This is a genomic window from Anaeromyxobacter sp. Red801, from assembly GCF_049201065.2.
GTDB lineage: Bacteria > Myxococcota > Myxococcia > Myxococcales > Anaeromyxobacteraceae > Anaeromyxobacter.
Window position 1 is genome coordinate 2,351,874 of record NZ_CM181236.1, and the last position, 16,732, is coordinate 2,368,605.

Below are 16,732 nucleotides of genomic sequence, written 5' to 3' on the forward strand. Positions count from 1 at the left end.
CGTTCTGGCGCCGACCAGCCGGCCGGGCGCTTCCTTCCGCCGGATGGTCCAGTGCCACGCCTCCCCCCGCGGCGTCTCCAGCGTCGGCACGGCCATGGCGCCATCCCAGGTGCCGCGGCGCGTCCGGCGCCGGGCACGCGCGCCTCCGCACCGGGTGCCGAGGATTGCGCCGCGCTGCGGCATGGGCGCCCTTCACTTGGGGCGCAGGAACCGGCGCGGCCGGCTGCTAGATTCCGCCCGCCGAAATACCCTCCGCCGGGGGTGAGCAGAGCTGGCAGGGGGGCCGACGCTTGACGACATCCTACCGTAAGGACTGGCGTTTTCGGACAAGACGGAACATTGATTAACGAGGGATCGAAGGCTACCATTCGCCCGCCTTCGGAACTCCCTCATTACGCGAGGCAATCACCGACATGGCCGGTCGCAACGGGAAGACGAGCTTCTACGACGAGGCGATGGAGACGTTTCACCGGGCCGCGGACCTCATCAAGATGGACCCGCGCGTCCGCATGGAGCTGGAGGAGCCGGACTTCGAGCACATCTTCTACGTCACCGTCGAGACGAGGGACCGGCTGGTGCCGCTGTCCCCCGACGAGCAGGCGAAGTTCCGCGACCTGCCCGCCTCCGACGTGAAGGCCGCCGACGCGTTCGAGCCGCTCGCGAACGGCAACTACGTCCTGCACCGCCGCGCGCTGCTCAAGGCGGACATCACCATGCGCTCGGGCGTGATGAACATCCCGGGCAAGGGCTTCTTCCGGATCGAGAAGGGCGGGCCGAAGAAGTTCAAGGCGTACCGGATCCAGCACAACCAGGTGCGCGGGCCGTACAAGGGCGGCATCCGCTACCACAAGGACGTCTCGCTCGACCTGTTCAAGACGCTCGCCGCCGACATGACCTGGAAGACGGCCATCGCCGAGATCCCGTTCGGCGGCGCCAAGGGCGGCATCAAGATCGACCCCTTCAACTACTCGAAGGAGGAGATCGAGCACCTCACGCTGCGCTTCATCTACAAGATGAAGGGGCTCATCGGCCCGTACATCGACATCCCCGCGCCGGACGTGAACACCAACGGGGAGATCATGGCGATGATGATGCGCCAGTTCACCGACGGTGAGCGCGAGCACCACCGCCTGCGCGGCGTGGTCACCGGCAAGGACGTGCGCATCGGCGGCTCGGAGGGGCGCGTCCGCGCCACCGGCCAGGGCGTCGTCTACTGCATCGAGGAGTGGGCGCGCGAGCACAAGTTCGACCTGAAGGGCGCGCGCGTCCTCGTGCAGGGCTTCGGCAACGTGGGCTCGAACGCGGCCGAGATCCTCGCCGCCATGGGCGCCAAGATCGTCGCGGTGAACGACGCGTTCGGCACCATCCACGCCGACGCCGGCCTCGACGTCCACGCGCTCGCGCAGCACGTCCACCAGAACCCGAAGAACCTGAAGAAGACGGTGGCCGGGTTCACCGGCGGCACCGCCATCTCCAAGGACGACTTCTGGGGCGTGGAGGCCGACATCTGCATCCCGGCCGCGCTCGGCGAGGAGATCGACGGCCCGGTGGCGGAGCGGCTCAAGGTGCGCCTGGTGGCCGAGGCCGCGAACGGCCCGACCACGCGCGAGGGCGACCGCGTGCTCGCCGCGCGCAAGATCGAGGTCATCCCGGACATCATCTGCAACGCCGGCGGCGTGACGGTCTCGTACTACGAGTGGCTGCAGAACCAGCGCCTCGAGCACTGGTCCGAGGCCGAGGTGAACGCCCGCCTCGAGCAGGCCATCAAGAAGAACTACGCCATCATCCGCGACATCTCGCTGAACCGCCCGCAGCGCACGCCGCTCTACGACTCGCGGCCGTACTGCGTCGGCCAGCAGGTGGACGTGCGCACCGCCGCCATGGTGCTCGCGCTGAAGCGCATCGAGGCGCACTACCTGCTGGAAGGGTTCTCGCAGTAGGCGATCCGCCCGTCCGCTCGTGGTTCGACGGGCTCACCACGAGCGGACCTCCGGCGCCTCATCCGCTCGTGGTTCGACGGGCTCACCACGAGCGGACCTCCGGCGCGTCCGGCGGCCCCTCCCTCACTCCTCGTCGCCCGCCACCGCCGCGAGCAGCGCCTCGCGCCGCGCCGAGAGCAGGCGCGCGGTGCGCGGCAGCGCCAGGCGGTACAGCCAGAGGCCCAGCGCGCCCAGCGCGGCCCAGGACGCCGCCACCAGCCAGGGCCACTCCAGGCGCAGCGCCGCCAGCACCGGGAGCGCGAACACCGCGCTCACCGCCGAGACCAGCGCCATGCCGGCGAGCGCGGTGAGCGGCGACAGGCGGCCGCCGCGCTGGATCGAGGTCGAGGCCGCCCGCGGCACCAGCACCGAGACCACGTTGCCGGCGGCGAGGAACCAGGGCGCGGCCCCGGCGTGGAGCGCCACCGCCGCGGCGACCGCCCAGGCCGGGGGCGCCCCCGCGGCGGCGGTCAGGGCCGCCGCGCTCGCGGCGAAGAGCGCGAGCGCCAGCGCGTAGACGGCGCCGTTCTTGGCGGCGAGCGCGTCCTCGAGGCGCACCGGGGCGAGGAACCACGCCCGCGCGCCGCCGCGGTCGCCGCCGAAGGCGTTCAGCCAGAACACCTCGGTCGCGAGGTGCGTGTACATCGCGAGCCCCACCAGCGGCAGGAGCCTCACCACCTCCCCCGCCTCCGCCGGCAGGTGCGGCGCCACCTTCCAGCCGAAGAACGCCGACAGCGCCGGGACGATGAGCGCGAGGACGGTGACGAGCGGGTGGCGCGCCAGGTACTTCAGCTCCTTCTCGAGGAGCGGCGCGAGCCGGCCCCGCAGCCGCCACCCGCCGCCGGCCGCGCGCGCCGCGCCGCCGGCGCCCTCCCCGCCCGACCGCGCGTCGGCGAGCGCGAGCCGGTAGGCCGCCCAGCCCGAGAGCGCGCCGGCGGCGAGCAGCGCCGCGATCCAGGGGAGCGCCGCCGCGCTGCGGCCGGTGAACAGCGCCGCCCCCGCCTCGCTCGCCAGCGCCGCCGGGTAGGCCAGCCAGCGGAACCGGGCCAGCGTCCGGATCGCCTGGAACACCCCGGCCGCGGGCCGCCGCCCGAGGAGAGGAGCAGGAACGCCAGGCCGAGGTAGATGGCCGCGATGCCGAGCTCGCGCACCCGCCGCCCGCGCAGCAGCCGCCCCAGGAGCTCCTGCACCAGCGCCGCCATGGCGGCGGTGGCCGCCACGAAGCCGAGGCTCACCAGCGCGAGCAGCGCCAGCCACGCGCCCGGCCGCGCCAGCGCGGCGCCCGCGAAGGCGCCCAGCAGCAGCAGGCACCAGAACCAGGTGAACGGGTCGCCCAGCACCGACGCGGCCAGGCCGTAGCCGTAGACCCGGGCCGGCGGCAGCGGGTAGACGAGGAACCGGCGCAGGTCGAGCTGGGAGCGGTCCGAGACCGAGAGCGACACCGCCATCCAGGTCTGCCACACGCCGAAGTAGAGCGCCGCCACCGGGATCGACGAGCGCAGGCCCGGGCCCGCGCGCGCCGCCTGGTACGCGCCCGCGCCGGTGAGGCCGGCGAAGACCAGGCCGGCCGGGATCGCGAACGCGAAGGTGGCAATGCGCGCCACCAGCTCCGGCACGCCCGAGCCGCCGCGCAGCCGCCGCCAGAGCACCCGCAGCCGGAGCTCGGCCAGCGCGCGCAGCGGTCCGCCCGCGCTCACGCGGCGCCGCCCTCGCCCAGCCAGGAGAGCCCGGGGCGCGGCCGCTCCTCGCCGACGGTGCGGATGAAGACCTGCTCGAGCGTCTCCGCCGCGCCGCGCACCTCCTCCAGCGTCCCCTGCGCCGCGAGCCGCCCCTCGCGCACGATCCCGACGTGCGTGACCAGCCGCTCCACCACCTCGAGCACGTGGCTGGTGAGGAAGATCGTCATGGCGCCGCGCGCCACCAGGTCCTGCAGAAGCCCACGGATCCCCGAGACCGCCACCGCGTCGATGCCCTCGAACGGCTCGTCCAGGAACAGCAGGCGCGGGCCGTGGATGAGCGCGCAGCCCAGCGCGAGCTTCTTCTTCATGCCGTGGCTGTACTCGCCCACCAGCTTCCCGGCCTGATCCGCGAGCTCCAGCGCCCCGAGCAGCTCGTCGGCGCGCCGCGCCGCCTCGGCCCGCGGCAGGCCGTAGAGCTGCCCGTGGATGCGGAGCTGCTCGGCGCCGGTGAGCCGCTCGAACAGCCCGAGCCCGTCCGGCACCACCCCCACCTGCCGCTTCACCGCGAGCGGGTCCCGCGCGAGGTCCGTCCCCAGCACGGCGGCCCGCCCGGAGGTGGGCGCGAGCAGGCCGGTCAGCATCTTGATGGTGGTGCTCTTCCCCGCGCCGTTCGGCCCGAGGAAGCCGTAGAAGGCGCCGGCCGGGACGGCGAGCGAGAGATCCTGGACCGCAGGCTTCCCGTCGAACAGCCGGGTGAGCCCGTGCGTCTCGATGGCGAGCATCCCGGTCCGGGTAACACGGCGACCGGGGGGCGGCAAGGCGCCGCCGGCGACGGACGGTGAACCGGAGGGGCGCGCGGACGCGCACCCCGGGGACCTCACTGCAGGAGGGACGGCACGGCCTCGTCCAGCTCGAAGTACAGGAACCGCATGCCCATGCCGCGCATGGTGAGCGGGCCCCCCGCGGTCGCGCCGCGCCCGAGCAGGTGGCAGACGTACCGCACCTCGGCCACCGCGATCATGTCGCCGTTCTCGGACGGGAACGTGATCCGCACCTGCGAGCCGATGGGCTGGGGCGAGCGGGTCTCCACGAACATGCCGCCCTCGGAGATGTTCCGGGCGATCCCCAGGCCGCAGCCGGTGTCGCCCTCCAGGTACACGCGGAAGACCTTGTCGAGCCGAGGCGCCGCGCGCCGATCCGGTCCCGCCGCCGCCACCACCTTCCGCGCCTCTCGCCGGCTCCAGAGCATCCCGTCCTCCTCGGAACGGACCAGAGCCTACGATGGTGGGGCGATGTAGTCAAAAAGATCACCCTCGCTCACCTGCCCCGCCTCGGGTCCCACCTGCGCGGGATCACCGGGGATCCTTCGGGGTACCCGCGCCACGGTACACTCGCGGCCCCGCGGCGAGCCGCCGGGCCCGCCCCCTCTCCTCCACCGAGACCATCGACATGCGTGCACTCCTGAGCTCCGTCACCCTCGCCATCGCGGCCGCCGCGCTCGCGCCTGCCCCTGCCCGCGCCGCGGACTTCGACGCGGTCGCCCGCGGCGCCGAGCGGCTCGACGCGCTCGAGCCGTTCCTGGTCCGCTACGTGGGCCACTGCGTGGACGTCTACGAGCGGCGCACCTGCGAGGCGAACGTCGCCGCGACCCGCCGCAGCGCGGACGGGAAGACTTTCGCGGTGCGGGTGCAGGACGCCGCGCCGCTGGTGAAGCCCGAGGTGCGCGGCGACGGCCGGTTCCTCTTGCTGCTCACGCCGTTCGTGGACGGCGGCGGCGTCGCGCTCACGCACGGCGCGCCGCTGCGCCAGGACGCGCAGGGCCACCCGCTCGTCGGGCTCCTGCCGATCCAGGGCACGCTGCCGGACGGGACGATGGAGATGGAGTTCGAGAGCCCGTTCCGCACCGGCGCGATCGAGCTCGAGATCGTCTTCCGGCCCGAGAAGCCCTGGAAGCTGAAGCGGAAGGGCGAGGCCGGCAGCTACGAGGGCGTCGCCGCGCGCTTCCTCGCCGTGCGCGTGCTGGACGCCCGCACCGGCGCGCCCATCGCCTCCAAGGTGTTCTGAGCCGGAGACGGCCGCGCCGCCCCCCGGGTGCGGAGGGCGGCGCGGGAGCGGTCGCGGCGAGGCGGGCTACTTGCCGCCGCCCACCGGCACCGCGATGAACACGGCGGCGTCGCCGCGGCGGACGCGGAGGAGCGCCATGTCGCCCTCCTTCAGCTTCGCCACCGCGGACCTCATGTCCTCCGGCTTCGCCACCTTCTGGCGGTTGGCCTCGAGGATCACGTCGCCGCGGCGGATGCCGGCCCGGTCGGCCGGGCCGCCCTCGGTGACGTCCACCACCACCACGCCCTCGCCCGGCTCGACGCCGAACTGGCGCGCGAGGTCCGGGGTGATGGGGGCGATGGAGACGCCGAGCTTCGGCGACTGATCGCGGGCGCCCTGCCCGCCGCCCTCCTCGCCGCCGCCCTGCTCGCCGCGGCCGACCGCCTCGCCGTCCTCCGGGCGCTGCACCACCTTCACCGCGAACTGCTTCTTCTGGCCGCCGCGCAGCACGGTCAGGTTCGCGGTCTGGCCGGGCGAGACCAGGGCGACGCCGCGGGTGAGCGCGCCGGCCGTCTCGACCGTCTTGTCGTTCAGCGCCACCACCACGTCGCCGGGCTGCAGCCCCGCCTTGTCGGCCGGCGAGCGCGGGACCACGTTCTGGACCAGCGCGCCCTTGGTGCCGGGCTGCAGGCCGAAGCCCTGGATCAGATCCGGCGACAGGTCGGACACCGACACGCCCAGGAAGCCGCGCGTGACCTTGCCCTTCTCCTTGAGCTGCGGCAGCAGCGCCTTCGCCATGTTGATGGGCACCGCGAAGCCGATGCCCTGGCCGATCTGCGGCGACACGATGGCGGTGTTGATGCCGACCACCTCGCCGCGGAGGTTGAACAGCGGGCCGCCCGAGTTGCCGGGGTTGATGGCGGCGTCGGTCTGGATGAAGTCGTCGTAGGTGCCGCCGGGGTTGATGCCGGGGCGGTGCTTCGCCGACACGATGCCGAGCGTGGCGGTGTCGCGCAGGCCGAACGGGCTGCCCAGCGCGAGCACGAAGTCGCCCTGGCGGAGCGCGTCGGAGTCGCCCAGCACCACCGTCGGCAGGTTCTTCGGGGGGTTCACCAGCTGGATGAGCGCCACGTCGGTGAGGGGATCGCGGCCGACGATCTTCGCGCCGAACTCGCGGTCGTCCGAGAGCCGCACGCGGATGTCGGTGGCGTCCTTCACCACGTGGTTGTTGGTGAGGATGAAGCCCTCGGTGTTGAGCAGGAACCCGGAGCCGAGCGACGAGCCCTTGAACTCCTCGGGCATCTCCGGCGCGGGCCGGCCGAAGTAGCGCTCGAAGAAGTCCTCGAAGCCCTCGTCCGGCGTGCCGCCGTGCGGGTTCTGGGCGCGCGGGCCGCGCTGCACGCGCGGGTGCTTGGTGACGGTGGTGGTGGAGATGTTCACCACCGCCGGGCGGAGCTTGTCGATGAGCGGCGCGAGCGAGGTCTGCACCGGGACCGCGGCCTCGGGGCCGGGCGCGGCGGCCGCGGCGTCGCGGAACAGCTGCTGGGACGGCGCCGCCGCGGGCGCGGCGGACGCGGTCGCCGCGCTGCCGTCCCGCGTGCACGCGAAGATCGCGGCGGCTGCGAGAGAGACGGTGACGATTCGGGTGATGAGGCGCATGGCCCCTCTCCTGGGGTTGGTCATGTAGAGACGTTCAGTCACGTTCCAAGGACGCTCGGGCCCGGATTCTATTCCCCGCGCCGCGGGCCGGCCGGCGCGGCGTGGGGCGCGGCATCACGCGCGCGCCACCTTCCCCACGCGGACCCTGGCGGGGCGGAGCACGCGGTCGCCGACGCGGTATCCGGCGCGGATCTCCTGCACCACCACGCCGTCCTGCGACGGATCTCCGACCGCGACGGTGTCCACCGCCTCTGCCACGTGCGGGTCGAACGGCTGGCCGAGGGTGGCGATCCGCTCGGCCCCGAGCGCGCCGATGCGCTGGTGCAGCACGCTGAGTGAAAGACGCACGCCCTCGATCAGGTGGCCCAGCCGCTCGTCGGTGGGCTCCCCCGGCGCGGACGCGGCCGCGAGGGCGCGCTCCAGGTCGTCCGTCGCCTCGAGCAGCGTCTGCGCCACGCCGGCCCGCTCGGCGTCCACGACCCGGGTCCGCTCGCGCTCCAGGCGCTGCCGGAAGGCCTTGTTGTCCTCGACCAGCGCGGCGTACGCGCGGGTCAGCTCGTCGATGCGCGCGGCCTGCTCGGCCAGGCGCGCCTCGGCGGCCGCGCCCAGGGCCGGCCCGCCCTCCTCGTCCTGCGGTGCGCCGGCGCCGGGCGGGGCGATGGGCTCCCCGTCCTGCCGGAACCGGCGTCGATCCACCACCTTCACCTGACCCTCCGCGCCCGGCGCGGAGGCGTCGCGGCGTTCGTCTGCCATGTCACGACCTCCGGCAGGCAAGCTAACCAGCGGAAAGGTCGTGTCAAACGCCGATGGGGATCAGGGCGGCGGGGGCTCGCCGGGGAGCGCGTCCACCTGCTCGCCCTGCGCGTCGCGGATCTCCACCCCGGCCGCGCGCAGGCTGTAGAACAGCAGCCACCGCTCCGCCGGCGAGAGGCTCCCAGGCGGCAGCGCGCGGTCGATCTCGGCGACGGTCAGCGTGCCGCGCCGGATCCCGATCTGGAAGAGCGCCTTGCGCGCCTCGTGGCTCTCGCTGCCGTGCCTCACCGTCGCGCCGCCTCCTCACGGCTCGCGATCCCGGTCGCCGCCCGGGTGCCCGGCGACCGCCTGCGGCGCCTGCGGGGCGGACCGCCCGAAGCCCGCGCTCGCGTCCGCCGAGGCGGCCACGGGACGGTTCGGCGCCTCCGGCGGCGACTCCTCGTGGCCGCGCCCCTCGATGGTCCCGGGCCGCACCACCTTCGGCCCCCACAGCCGCGTGATCTCGTCCTCCTCGACGACCTCGACGGTGAGCAGCCGCGCCGCGAGCGCGTCGAGCCGCTCCCGGTGCTCGCGCACCACCGTCCGCGCGCGCTCCTGCGCCTCCTCCACCAGCGCCTGCACCTCGCGGTCCACCGCCAGCGCGGTGTGGTCGGAGTACGACCGGGTCTCGAACCCCTTCACGCCGAGGAACGTCGGCCCGCCCTGGTCGCCGAGCGACACCGGCCCGAGCGCCCGGCTCATCCCGTAATCGCGCACCATCATCCGCGCCACGGCGGTGGCGTGCTGCAGATCGTTGGAGGCGCCGGTGGACGGCTCGCCGAACACCTCCTCCTCGGCGACGCGCCCGCCCATCAGGCCGGCCATGCGGTCCCGCAGCTCGCTGCGGGTGAGCAGGTAGCGGTCCTCCAGCGGGAGCTGGAGCGTGTAGCCCAGCGCGCCCAGGCCGCGCGGGATGATCGAGACCTTCGAGACCCGATCGGCGAACGGCAGCATCCACGACACGAGCGCGTGCCCCGCCTCGTGGAAGGCGACGATCTCCTTCTCGCGCTCGTTGATGCGGCGGCTCTTCTTCTCGAGCCCGGCCACCACCCGCTCGATGGCCTCCTCGAACTCGGCGCGGGTCACGTGGTTCTTGTTGCGGCGGGCGGCCAGCAGCGCCGCCTCGTTCACCACGTTGGCGAGGTCGGCGCCGGCGAACCCGGGGGTGCGCGCGGCCACCGAGCGCAGGTCCACGTCCGGCCCGAGCTTCACGTTGCGCGCGTGGATCCGGAGGATCTGCTCGCGGCCCCGCTTGTCGGGCCGGTCCACCAGCACCTGGCGGTCGAAGCGGCCCGGCCGCAGCAGCGCCGGATCCAGGATCTCGGGCCGGTTGGTGGCGCCCATGATGATGAGCCCGGCGCGGGCGTCGAAGCCGTCCATCTCGGCGAGGAGCTGGTTCAGCGTCTGCTCGCGCTCGTCGTGCCCGCCCACGATGCCGGCGTTGCGCGACTTGCCGAGCGCGTCCAGCTCGTCGATGAACACGATGCAGGGCGCCTTCTGCGTGGCCTGCGCGAACAGGTCGCGCACGCGGGCGGCGCCCACGCCCACGAACATCTCCACGAACTCCGAGCCGGAGAGCGAGAAGAACGGCACGCCCGCCTCGCCCGCGGTGGCGCGCGCCAGCAGCGTCTTGCCGGTGCCGGGCGGCCCGACCAGCAGCACGCCCTTCGGGATCCGGCCGCCCAGCCGCCGGTACTTCTCCGGCGTCTTCAGGAACTCGACGATCTCCTGCAGCTCCTCCACGGCCTCGTCGATGCCGGCCGCGTCCTGGAACGTCACGCCGGTGTCCGGCTCCATGTGGATGCGGGCCCGCGACTTCCCGAACGCCATCACCCCCGGTGGGCCCTGCCCGAGCTGCCCGGACATGCGCCGCATCACCCAGGCCCAGAACAGCAGCCCGATCGCGATCGGCGCGATCCAGACCCAGAACAGGTCGCCCATGCCGCCTCCGGCCACCGCGTCGTAGGGCACGCCGGCCTTCTCCACGGCCTGCACCAGGTCGTCGCCGCCGCCCGGGATGCGCGTGGCGACGTACGGCAGCGCCTGCCCGTTGCGCTCGCCCTCGCCCTGCGCCGGCTGCGGCTGCGCGCCGCCGCCCTGGGCCGCGCCGGCCTCCACCGGCTTCGGCACCCCGCGGACCCAGTCCGGCCCGATCACGACGCGCTCGAACGCGCCCTGGCGGACCATCTCCTTGAACTGCGAGTACGGGATGCGCCGCACGCCCACGTCTTGGAACGCGCGGAACAGGAAGATGGCGAGCGCGATCAGGACCAGCCACGCCGCCGGCGACGCCAGCGGGATCCGGGACTGGGGGCCAGGCCCGCCGGGCCCGCGCCCCCGCTCGCTGCGCTGCCCGTGGCCCTTCTTCTCGTCTGCCGACACCGAGGCCTCCCGCCCCCTTCGCAGCCAATCTGCGCACGTCCGGGGATCGGGCAATCCGGGTAAGCGCGGAGGGCCCCGGCAGGCTGCTCGCCGTCGGGGGCCTGCGGACGGGTCACGCGTGGCGGGAGCCGGCGCCGGCCCATGCGGGCGGCGCGGCGCGGACGGCGGGGGCGAGCCGGGCTACAGGCCGAGCAGCTTCGCGATGCTCTTCTCGTCGGCCGGCGGGAACTCGTACTGATCGAGCTCGTCCGGCCGGACCCAGCGGTGGTCGTGCACGCGGATGTGCTGGATGGGCCCGCGGACCAGGCGGCAGCGGTACACGCAGAAGTCGATGTCGTAGGCCTCGTACGCGTGCTCGACGTGGATCACGCGACCGCCGACGTCGACGCCGATGCCCATCTCCTCGGCGAGCTCGCGCGCCAGCGCGGCCGGGTCGGTCTCGCCCGCCTCGACGCGCCCGCCGGGGAACTCCCAGAGCAGCGGCAGCGAGGCGGTGGGCGGGCGCTGGGTGATGAGGTAGCGCCCGTCCTGCTCGATCATCGCTCCCACCACGCGGATCTTCCGGCGCATGTCGTGAACGCTCCGTCTGCGGTCCCGTGGTGCCCACCGCGCGCAGGAGGGCCGCGCCGCGCGCGTGAAGGGATTGTAGAATTCGCCCACGATGACGTCCATCCGCTTCCTCGGCGCGGCCGGCACGGTGACGGGCTCACGGTTCCTGGTCGAGACCGGCTCGGTCCGGGTGCTGGTGGACGCGGGGCTGTTCCAGGGCCACAAGGAGCTGCGCCTCCGCAACCGCGCCCCCTTGCCGGTCTCCCCCCGATCCCTGACGGCGGTGGTCCTGACGCATGCGCACGTGGACCACAGCGGGGCGCTGCCGCTGCTGGGGCGCCAGGGCTTCAGCGGGCCGGTCCACTGCACCCCGGCCACCCGCGACCTGGCGGGCCTGCTCCTCCCGGACTCCGGGAGGCTCCAGGAAGAGGAGGCGCGCTACGCGAACCGGAAGGGCTACTCGAAGCACGCGCCCGCCCTCCCCCTCTACACCGAGCAGGACGCGCTCGAGGTGCTGCCCCGGCTCGCGCCGCTGCAGTACGCCGAGCCCCGCCGGATCGCGCCCGGCGTGACCCTCCGCTTCCACCGCGCCGGCCACATCCTGGGGAGCGCGCTGGTGGAGCTGAGCGTGGGGGGCGCCCGCGGGACCCGGCTCCTGTTCAGCGGCGACCTGGGCCGCTACGGCGCCCCCATCCTCCCCGACCCCGAGCCCGGGCCCGCCGCCGACGCCCTGGTGCTCGAGAGCACCTACGCCGGCCGGCGCCACGAGGCCGGCTCGCCCGCCAGCGCGCTCGCCGCCGAGGTCCACGCCGTCGTCCGCTCCGGCGGCGCGCTGGTCGTGCCGGCGTTCGCGGTGGGGCGCACGCAGGAGGTCCTGTTCACGCTGCGTGAGCTGGAGGACCGGGGCGAGATCCCGTCCATCCCGGTGTTCGTGGACTCGCCCATGGCCGTGGACGCGACCCCGATCTACCTGGCGCACCGCGAGGACCACGACGACGAGACCATCCGGCGCATCGCCGCCGGCGAGGAGCCGCTCCGGCCCGCCAAGCTGACGTTCTGCCGCAGCCCGGACCAGTCGAAGGCCATCAACGACGTGCGCGGCCCCTGCGTCATCCTGTCGGCCTCGGGCATGGCCACCGGCGGCCGGGTGCTCCACCACCTGGCGCGCCGCCTCCCCGACGCGCGCAACACCGTCCTGCTGGTGGGCTTCCAGGCCGGCGGCACCCGCGGCTGGCGCCTGCAGAACGGCGCCGCGACGCTGCGCATCCACGGCGAGGACGTGCCGGTGAAGGCGCGGGTGGCGACGCTCGGCGGGTTCTCGGCCCACGCCGACGAGGCGGAGATCCGGCGCTGGCTGGCGACGCTCCCGGCGCAGCCGCGCCGCACGTTCCTGGTGCACGGCGAGCCCACCGCGCTGGCGGCGGCGAAGGCGCGCATGGACGAGCTGGGCTGGGCCGCGCTCGTGCCCTCGCACCTCGAGGAGGTCCGGCTGTGACCGGCGCGGACCGCGGGCGCACCGCGCTGGTCCTGTCCGGCGGCGGGGCGCGGGGCGCGTACGAGGCCGGCGTCGTCCGCTACCTGCGCGAGGAGCTCGCGCCCGAGCTCGGGCACCAGCCGCGCTTCGACGTCCTGTCCGGCACCAGCATCGGCGCGGTGAACGCCTGCGTGATGGCCTCGACCGCGGACGTTCCCGAGAAGCAGGGCGTCGCGCTCGCCGCCGCCTGGCGCAGCCTGCGGCTGGAGAAGGTCTTCCACTGGAGCGCGCTCAACCTGGCCGCGCTGCCCGGCTACGTCGTCCGCCAGCTCCGCGCCACGCGGATGCGCCACCTGAGCTGGCGCCTCTCCGACTTCGTGTTCCCGGAGGCGCTGGCCAAGCTCGTCCACGAGCGGATCGACTGGCCGCGCCTGCACCGCAACGTGCGCGACGGCCACGTGGGTGCGCTCACGGTCAGCGCCACCGACCTCGGCACCGGCCGCGCGGTGGTCTTCGTGGAGAGCCTGCGCGAGCTGCCCGCGTGGAGCCGCGACCCGCTCGTCGAGGCCCGCGCCTGCGCCATCGGGCCCGCCCACGCGCTCGCCTCGGGCGCGATCCCGCTGCTCTTCCGCCCGGTCCGCATCGAGGACTCCTGGTTCGTGGACGGCAGCGTCCGCCAGAACACGCCGCTCGCGCCCGCGCTCCGCCTCGGCGCCGACCGGGTGCTGGTGATCGCGCTCCGCGCGGAGGGGCGCGAGGAGGAGCGGGCGCCCCGCCTCCACCCGGAGGAGGTCCCCACCACCGCCGCGCAGCTCGGCCGGCTGCTGAACGCCCTGCTGCTCGACCACGCCGACTACGACATCGACCGCCTCCGGCACGTGAACGCGATGATGGATCGCGCCGAGCAGGTGTTCGGCCCGGCGTTCGCCGAGCAGCTCGCCGCGCTCTCCGCCCGCGAGCTGGGCGCGCCGTTCCGCCGGGTGCGCGAGCTCGTGATCCGGCCGTCCCGCGACATCGGCGTCCTCGCGCACGAGCACGCCGCCCGCCGGGTCCGCCACCTCCGCCCCGGCACGCTGGCGGCGCGCCTGCTGCGCCGGGCCGCCGCCGACGTGGAGGCCGCGGCCGACGGCGCCGCCGACCTGGCCAGCTTCCTCCTGTTCGACGGCGAGTTCGCCGACGAGCTCATGGCGCTCGGCCACGCCGACGCGCGCCGGAGCCGCGAGGCCCTGCTCGCCTTCTTCGCCGAGCCCGCCGCCGCCGGGGCGCGCACCGCATGACCCCCACGGCACCGCGCCCGCTCGAGCGCCCCACCCTGCTCGACGGGGCCATGGGCACGGCGCTCCTCGCCGCCGGCCTCCCCGCCGGCGCGCTGCCCGAGGCCTGGGTGCTGGAGCGGCCCGAGGCGATCGCGGCCGTCCACGCCGCCCACGCCGCGGCGGGCGCCGAGGTGGTGCTCACCTGCACGTTCAACGCGGCCGGCCCGCGCCTCGACGCGCTCGTCCCGCCGGAGCGGGTCGGCGCGCTCTGCGCGGCCGCGGTGCGCCTCGCGCGCGGGGCCGCCCCCGCCGCGCGCGTGGCCGGCGACCTCGGCCCGACCGCGCTCTACGGCCCCGGTCGCCCGGCCCCGGACGCCGGCCTGGTGCGCGCCCGCTACGCGCGGGCGGCGGACGCGCTCGCCGCCGCCGGGGCCGACCTGCTCTGGGTCGAGTCGCAGTGGGACCTCGCCGAGGCGCGCCTCGCCCTCGACGCCGCGCGCGCCGCCGGGCTCCCGGCCGTGGTGACGTTCTCGCTCCGTGAAGAGGCGGGCCGGCTCGCGGCGCCGGACGGCACGCCGGCCGAGGCGCTCCTCGAGGCGGTCGTGGAGGCCGGCGCCGCGGCGGCGGGGGTGAACTGCGTGCCGGCGGGGGCGGCGCTCGCCGCGCTCGCGGGGTGGGCCGCGCGGCGGCTGCCGGTGCGGTTCGTGGCGAAGCCCAGCCCCGGGCTGCCCGGCGCGGTGCTCGGGCCCGACGCGTTCGCGGAGGCGCTGCGGCCCGCGGTCGAGGCGGGCCTCACCGTCGCCGGCGGCTGCTGCGGCGCCGGCCCCGGGCACCTGGCCGCGCTGGGGCGGCTGCAGGCGCGCGCCCGGGCCGGCTAGACCGGCGCGCCGGTCCGCGGATACGAGCCCAGGAGGTGCAGCTCGTGCACCTGCGCGCGCACGCCCTCGAGCGCGCTCGCGCCGGCGGGGTCGGCGCGGTGCCCCTCGAAGTCCAGGTAGAACACGTAGTGGCCCATGGCCTGCTTGGTGGGCCGGCTCTCGATCTTGGAGAGGTTGATGCCGCGGCGGGCGAACTCGCCCATCACCTCGTACAGGCCGCCCGGCCGGTCGCGGTCGAGCGTGAAGGCGATGCTGGTCCGGTCGGCGCCGGTGGGCGGGGCGTCCTCGCGCGCCAGCAGCACGAACCGGGTCACGTTCTCGTCGGAGTCCTGGACGTTCTCCGCCAGCACCTCGAGGCCGTAGCGCTCGGCGGCGCGCCGCGGGCCGAGCGCCGCCGCGTCCGGCTCGCCGGCGGCCACCTTGCGCGCGGCCTCCGCGGTCGAGAGCGCGGGCTCGAGCGACGCCGCGGGCAGCCGCGTGCGCAGGAACCGGGCGCACTGCCCGAGCGGCTGCGGGTGCGAGAGCACGCGCCGCACCTGCTCCAGCCGCGTGCCGGGCCGGGCCAGCAGGTGCTGGCGGACCTGCAGGAGCAGCTCGGCCCGGATGCGCGCGCCGGGCCGGTGCACGAGCAGGTCGAGCACCGCGCTCACCGCGCCCTCGATGGAGTTCTCGATGGGCAGCAGGGCCGCGTCGAGCTCGCCGCGCAGCAGCGCCTCGTGGGCGTCGGCGAAGGTGGGGAACGGCACCGCCTCCGCGCCGCGGACCGCCTCGCAGCGCGCGACGGCCTCCTCGCTGAAGGTGCCCGGGGGACCGAGGTATCCGACGCGCATGCTCGCGACTCCTATCACGGGACGGCGCGGGCGCGCCGCGTCATGAACCCTGGGTGATGGCCTCGAGCAGCGCCGGGAGGGCCGCGATGTCCTCGAGGAGGTGATCCGGGGAGGCGGCGCGGAGCACCTCGGGGGTGCAGGCGCCCCACAGCGCGGCGATCGTCCGCACCCCCGCCGCGCGGCCGGCCGCGAGGTCGTGCGGCGAGTCGCCCACCATCACGGCGGCGCCCGCTTCCGCCCCGAGCCGCGACAGCGCCAGCCGCACCGGCTCCGGATCGGGCTTCGAGCGGGCGCAGCTGTCGGCCCCGATCACCGCCCCCATCCGCTCGAGCAGCCCCACGTGGCGGAGCGTGCGGTAGGCGCCCTCCTCGGTCTTCGCCGTCACCACGCCGAGGGGATGGCCGCGCGCGGCGAGCGTCAGCACCGTCTCGCGCGCCGAGGGGAAGCAACGGGTCCAGCGATCGTGCTCCGCGATCCAGAACGTCCGGTAGCGCGCGAGCAAGGGCTCGACGTCGGCGGGGCTGCGGGCGAACGAGGCGAGCTGGGCGCGGAGCGGCGTCCCGATCCCGGCGATCCACTCGGCGTCGGTCGGGCAGCACCCGTACCCGTCGAAGGCATGGCGCACGGAGGCGAGGATGAACGGAACGGTGTCTACCAGCGTCCCGTCCAGATCGAACAGGATCGCCATCCGGCGGTGTTCTGGCACGTCCGCCATCATAATGAAAAATCCCGCCCCTTCGCGACGATCGTGCCTAGCTTCGTGCGAGATGACGGGTGCGCGATGACGGGAGCGGCGATCGTACGGCGATCGGACGGGGCGGCGGAGGTGCTCACGGTGTACGGCGCGTTCGACGGCGCCTCCGCGTGGGCGCTCCGGGTCCAGATGGACGAGTCCGCCGCGGACGCGTTCGTGATCGACCTCGCCCACGCCGAGGAGGCGTGCGAGTTCGCGGCCTGCGTCCTCGCGGGCTGGGTGCGCGAGCACCGGCGCGAGAAGCAGGTGCGCTTCCGGGCGGCCACGCGCGAGCAGGCGCGGCTGCTCGCGGCGTTCGGCCTGGACCTCGACGCGGGCGAGCACGCGGCCGTGGAGCCGGTCGGCGACGGCGCGACCGGCGAGCTCGACGGCTTCCCGCTCGGGCTGCGCTCTCCGGAGGGGGCCGGGGTGCCCGCCTGAGGCGGCGGCGCTGCCGCGCGTCCCCGGCTGCCGCATC

16 protein-coding genes are annotated in these 16,732 nt (G+C 75.0%); 6 read left to right on the top strand and 10 right to left on the bottom strand.

All coding sequences use genetic code 11. From position 1 onward, the window contains the following. The first annotated feature begins 413 nt into the window (after nt 1-413). The gene (locus tag ACOQFB_RS10840; RefSeq protein WP_421610261.1) at nt 414-1,940 is read left to right on the top strand and encodes a Glu/Leu/Phe/Val family dehydrogenase; all 1,527 of its coding nucleotides are present in this window, start codon (nt 414-416) and stop codon (nt 1,938-1,940) included. A gap of 123 nt (nt 1,941-2,063) precedes the next feature. Here the strand turns inward: ACOQFB_RS10840 and ACOQFB_RS10845 are convergent, their stop codons facing one another. The 3 genes from ACOQFB_RS10845 to ACOQFB_RS10855 form a co-directional block, all read right to left on the bottom strand. Further along, on the bottom strand, nt 2,064-3,050 hold the full coding sequence (locus tag ACOQFB_RS10845) for a hypothetical protein (protein WP_494492566.1): 987 nt from the start codon (nt 3,048-3,050) through the stop codon (nt 2,064-2,066). A gap of 622 nt (nt 3,051-3,672) precedes the next feature. Further along, nucleotides 3,673-4,440, bottom strand: a complete 768-nt coding sequence (locus tag ACOQFB_RS10850) for an ABC transporter ATP-binding protein (RefSeq protein WP_059436285.1) — start codon at nt 4,438-4,440, stop codon at nt 3,673-3,675. A gap of 95 nt (nt 4,441-4,535) precedes the next feature. Beyond that, complete coding sequence (locus ACOQFB_RS10855; RefSeq protein ID WP_059436286.1) at nt 4,536-4,907, bottom strand: PilZ domain-containing protein; 372 nt, start codon at nt 4,905-4,907, stop codon at nt 4,536-4,538. 200 nt (nt 4,908-5,107) lie between these two features. On the opposite strand from ACOQFB_RS10855, the gene ACOQFB_RS10860 reads away from it, so the two are divergent. Next, nucleotides 5,108-5,722, top strand: coding sequence for a DUF6066 family protein (locus tag ACOQFB_RS10860; protein ID WP_059436287.1), 615 nt, complete (start codon nt 5,108-5,110; stop codon nt 5,720-5,722). A gap of 66 nt (nt 5,723-5,788) precedes the next feature. Here ACOQFB_RS10860 and ACOQFB_RS10865 read toward each other — a convergent pair whose 3' ends face one another. The 5 genes from ACOQFB_RS10865 to ACOQFB_RS10885 all read right to left on the bottom strand — a co-directional run bounded on the left by ACOQFB_RS10865 (nt 5,789) and on the right by ACOQFB_RS10885 (nt 11,104). Next, nucleotides 5,789-7,360 carry a trypsin-like peptidase domain-containing protein gene (locus tag ACOQFB_RS10865; protein ID WP_059436288.1) on the bottom strand — a complete coding sequence of 524 codons (1,572 nt, stop codon included), beginning with the start codon at nt 7,358-7,360 and terminating at the stop codon, nt 5,789-5,791. Nucleotides 7,361-7,474: 114 nt separating this feature from the next. Beyond that, nucleotides 7,475-8,113, bottom strand: a complete 639-nt coding sequence (locus tag ACOQFB_RS10870) for a nucleotide exchange factor GrpE (protein WP_421610263.1) — start codon at nt 8,111-8,113, stop codon at nt 7,475-7,477. 60 nt (nt 8,114-8,173) lie between these two features. Next, on the bottom strand, nt 8,174-8,401 hold the full coding sequence (locus ACOQFB_RS10875; protein WP_059436290.1) for an RNA polymerase sigma factor region1.1 domain-containing protein: 228 nt from the start codon (nt 8,399-8,401) through the stop codon (nt 8,174-8,176). A gap of 15 nt (nt 8,402-8,416) precedes the next feature. Continuing rightward, on the bottom strand, nt 8,417-10,534 hold the full coding sequence (ftsH, locus tag ACOQFB_RS10880) for an ATP-dependent zinc metalloprotease FtsH (protein ID WP_421610264.1): 2,118 nt from the start codon (nt 10,532-10,534) through the stop codon (nt 8,417-8,419). A 180-nt stretch (nt 10,535-10,714) separates the two neighbouring features. After that, complete coding sequence (locus ACOQFB_RS10885; protein WP_421610265.1) at nt 10,715-11,104, bottom strand: (deoxy)nucleoside triphosphate pyrophosphohydrolase; 390 nt, start codon at nt 11,102-11,104, stop codon at nt 10,715-10,717. Nucleotides 11,105-11,195: 91 nt separating this feature from the next. Here ACOQFB_RS10885 and ACOQFB_RS10890 point away from each other — a divergent pair, with 91 nt between their 5' ends. Genes ACOQFB_RS10890 through ACOQFB_RS10900 form a run of 3 tightly spaced genes read left to right on the top strand, consistent with a single transcriptional unit; the run spans nt 11,196 to nt 14,691 of the window. Further along, nucleotides 11,196-12,578 (top strand): MBL fold metallo-hydrolase RNA specificity domain-containing protein, encoded by a 1,383-nt coding sequence (locus ACOQFB_RS10890; protein WP_059436292.1) that lies wholly within the window; start codon nt 11,196-11,198, stop codon nt 12,576-12,578. Further along, a complete protein-coding gene (locus ACOQFB_RS10895; protein ID WP_421610266.1) occupies nt 12,575-13,834 on the top strand; it encodes a patatin-like phospholipase family protein in 1,260 nt (419 codons plus the stop codon). The genes ACOQFB_RS10890 and ACOQFB_RS10895 overlap by 4 nt, the downstream gene beginning before the upstream one ends. After that, the gene (locus tag ACOQFB_RS10900) at nt 13,831-14,691 is read left to right on the top strand and encodes a homocysteine S-methyltransferase family protein (protein WP_421610267.1); all 861 of its coding nucleotides are present in this window, start codon (nt 13,831-13,833) and stop codon (nt 14,689-14,691) included. Before ACOQFB_RS10895 ends, ACOQFB_RS10900 begins: the two co-directional genes overlap by 4 nt. Here the strand turns inward: ACOQFB_RS10900 and pheA are convergent. Beyond that, nucleotides 14,688-15,521 carry a prephenate dehydratase gene (pheA, locus tag ACOQFB_RS10905; protein ID WP_059436294.1) on the bottom strand — a complete coding sequence of 278 codons (834 nt, stop codon included), beginning with the start codon at nt 15,519-15,521 and terminating at the stop codon, nt 14,688-14,690. The genes ACOQFB_RS10900 and pheA overlap by 4 nt on opposite strands. Before the next feature lie 40 nt (nt 15,522-15,561). After that, on the bottom strand, nt 15,562-16,236 hold the full coding sequence (locus tag ACOQFB_RS10910) for an HAD family hydrolase (protein WP_421610268.1): 675 nt from the start codon (nt 16,234-16,236) through the stop codon (nt 15,562-15,564). Nucleotides 16,237-16,356: 120 nt separating this feature from the next. Between ACOQFB_RS10910 and ACOQFB_RS10915 the strand changes: the two genes are divergently transcribed. Beyond that, entirely contained in the window at nt 16,357-16,695 is a 339-nt protein-coding gene (locus tag ACOQFB_RS10915) for a hypothetical protein (protein WP_421610269.1), read from the top strand. The last annotated feature ends 37 nt before the right edge of the window (nt 16,696-16,732 follow it).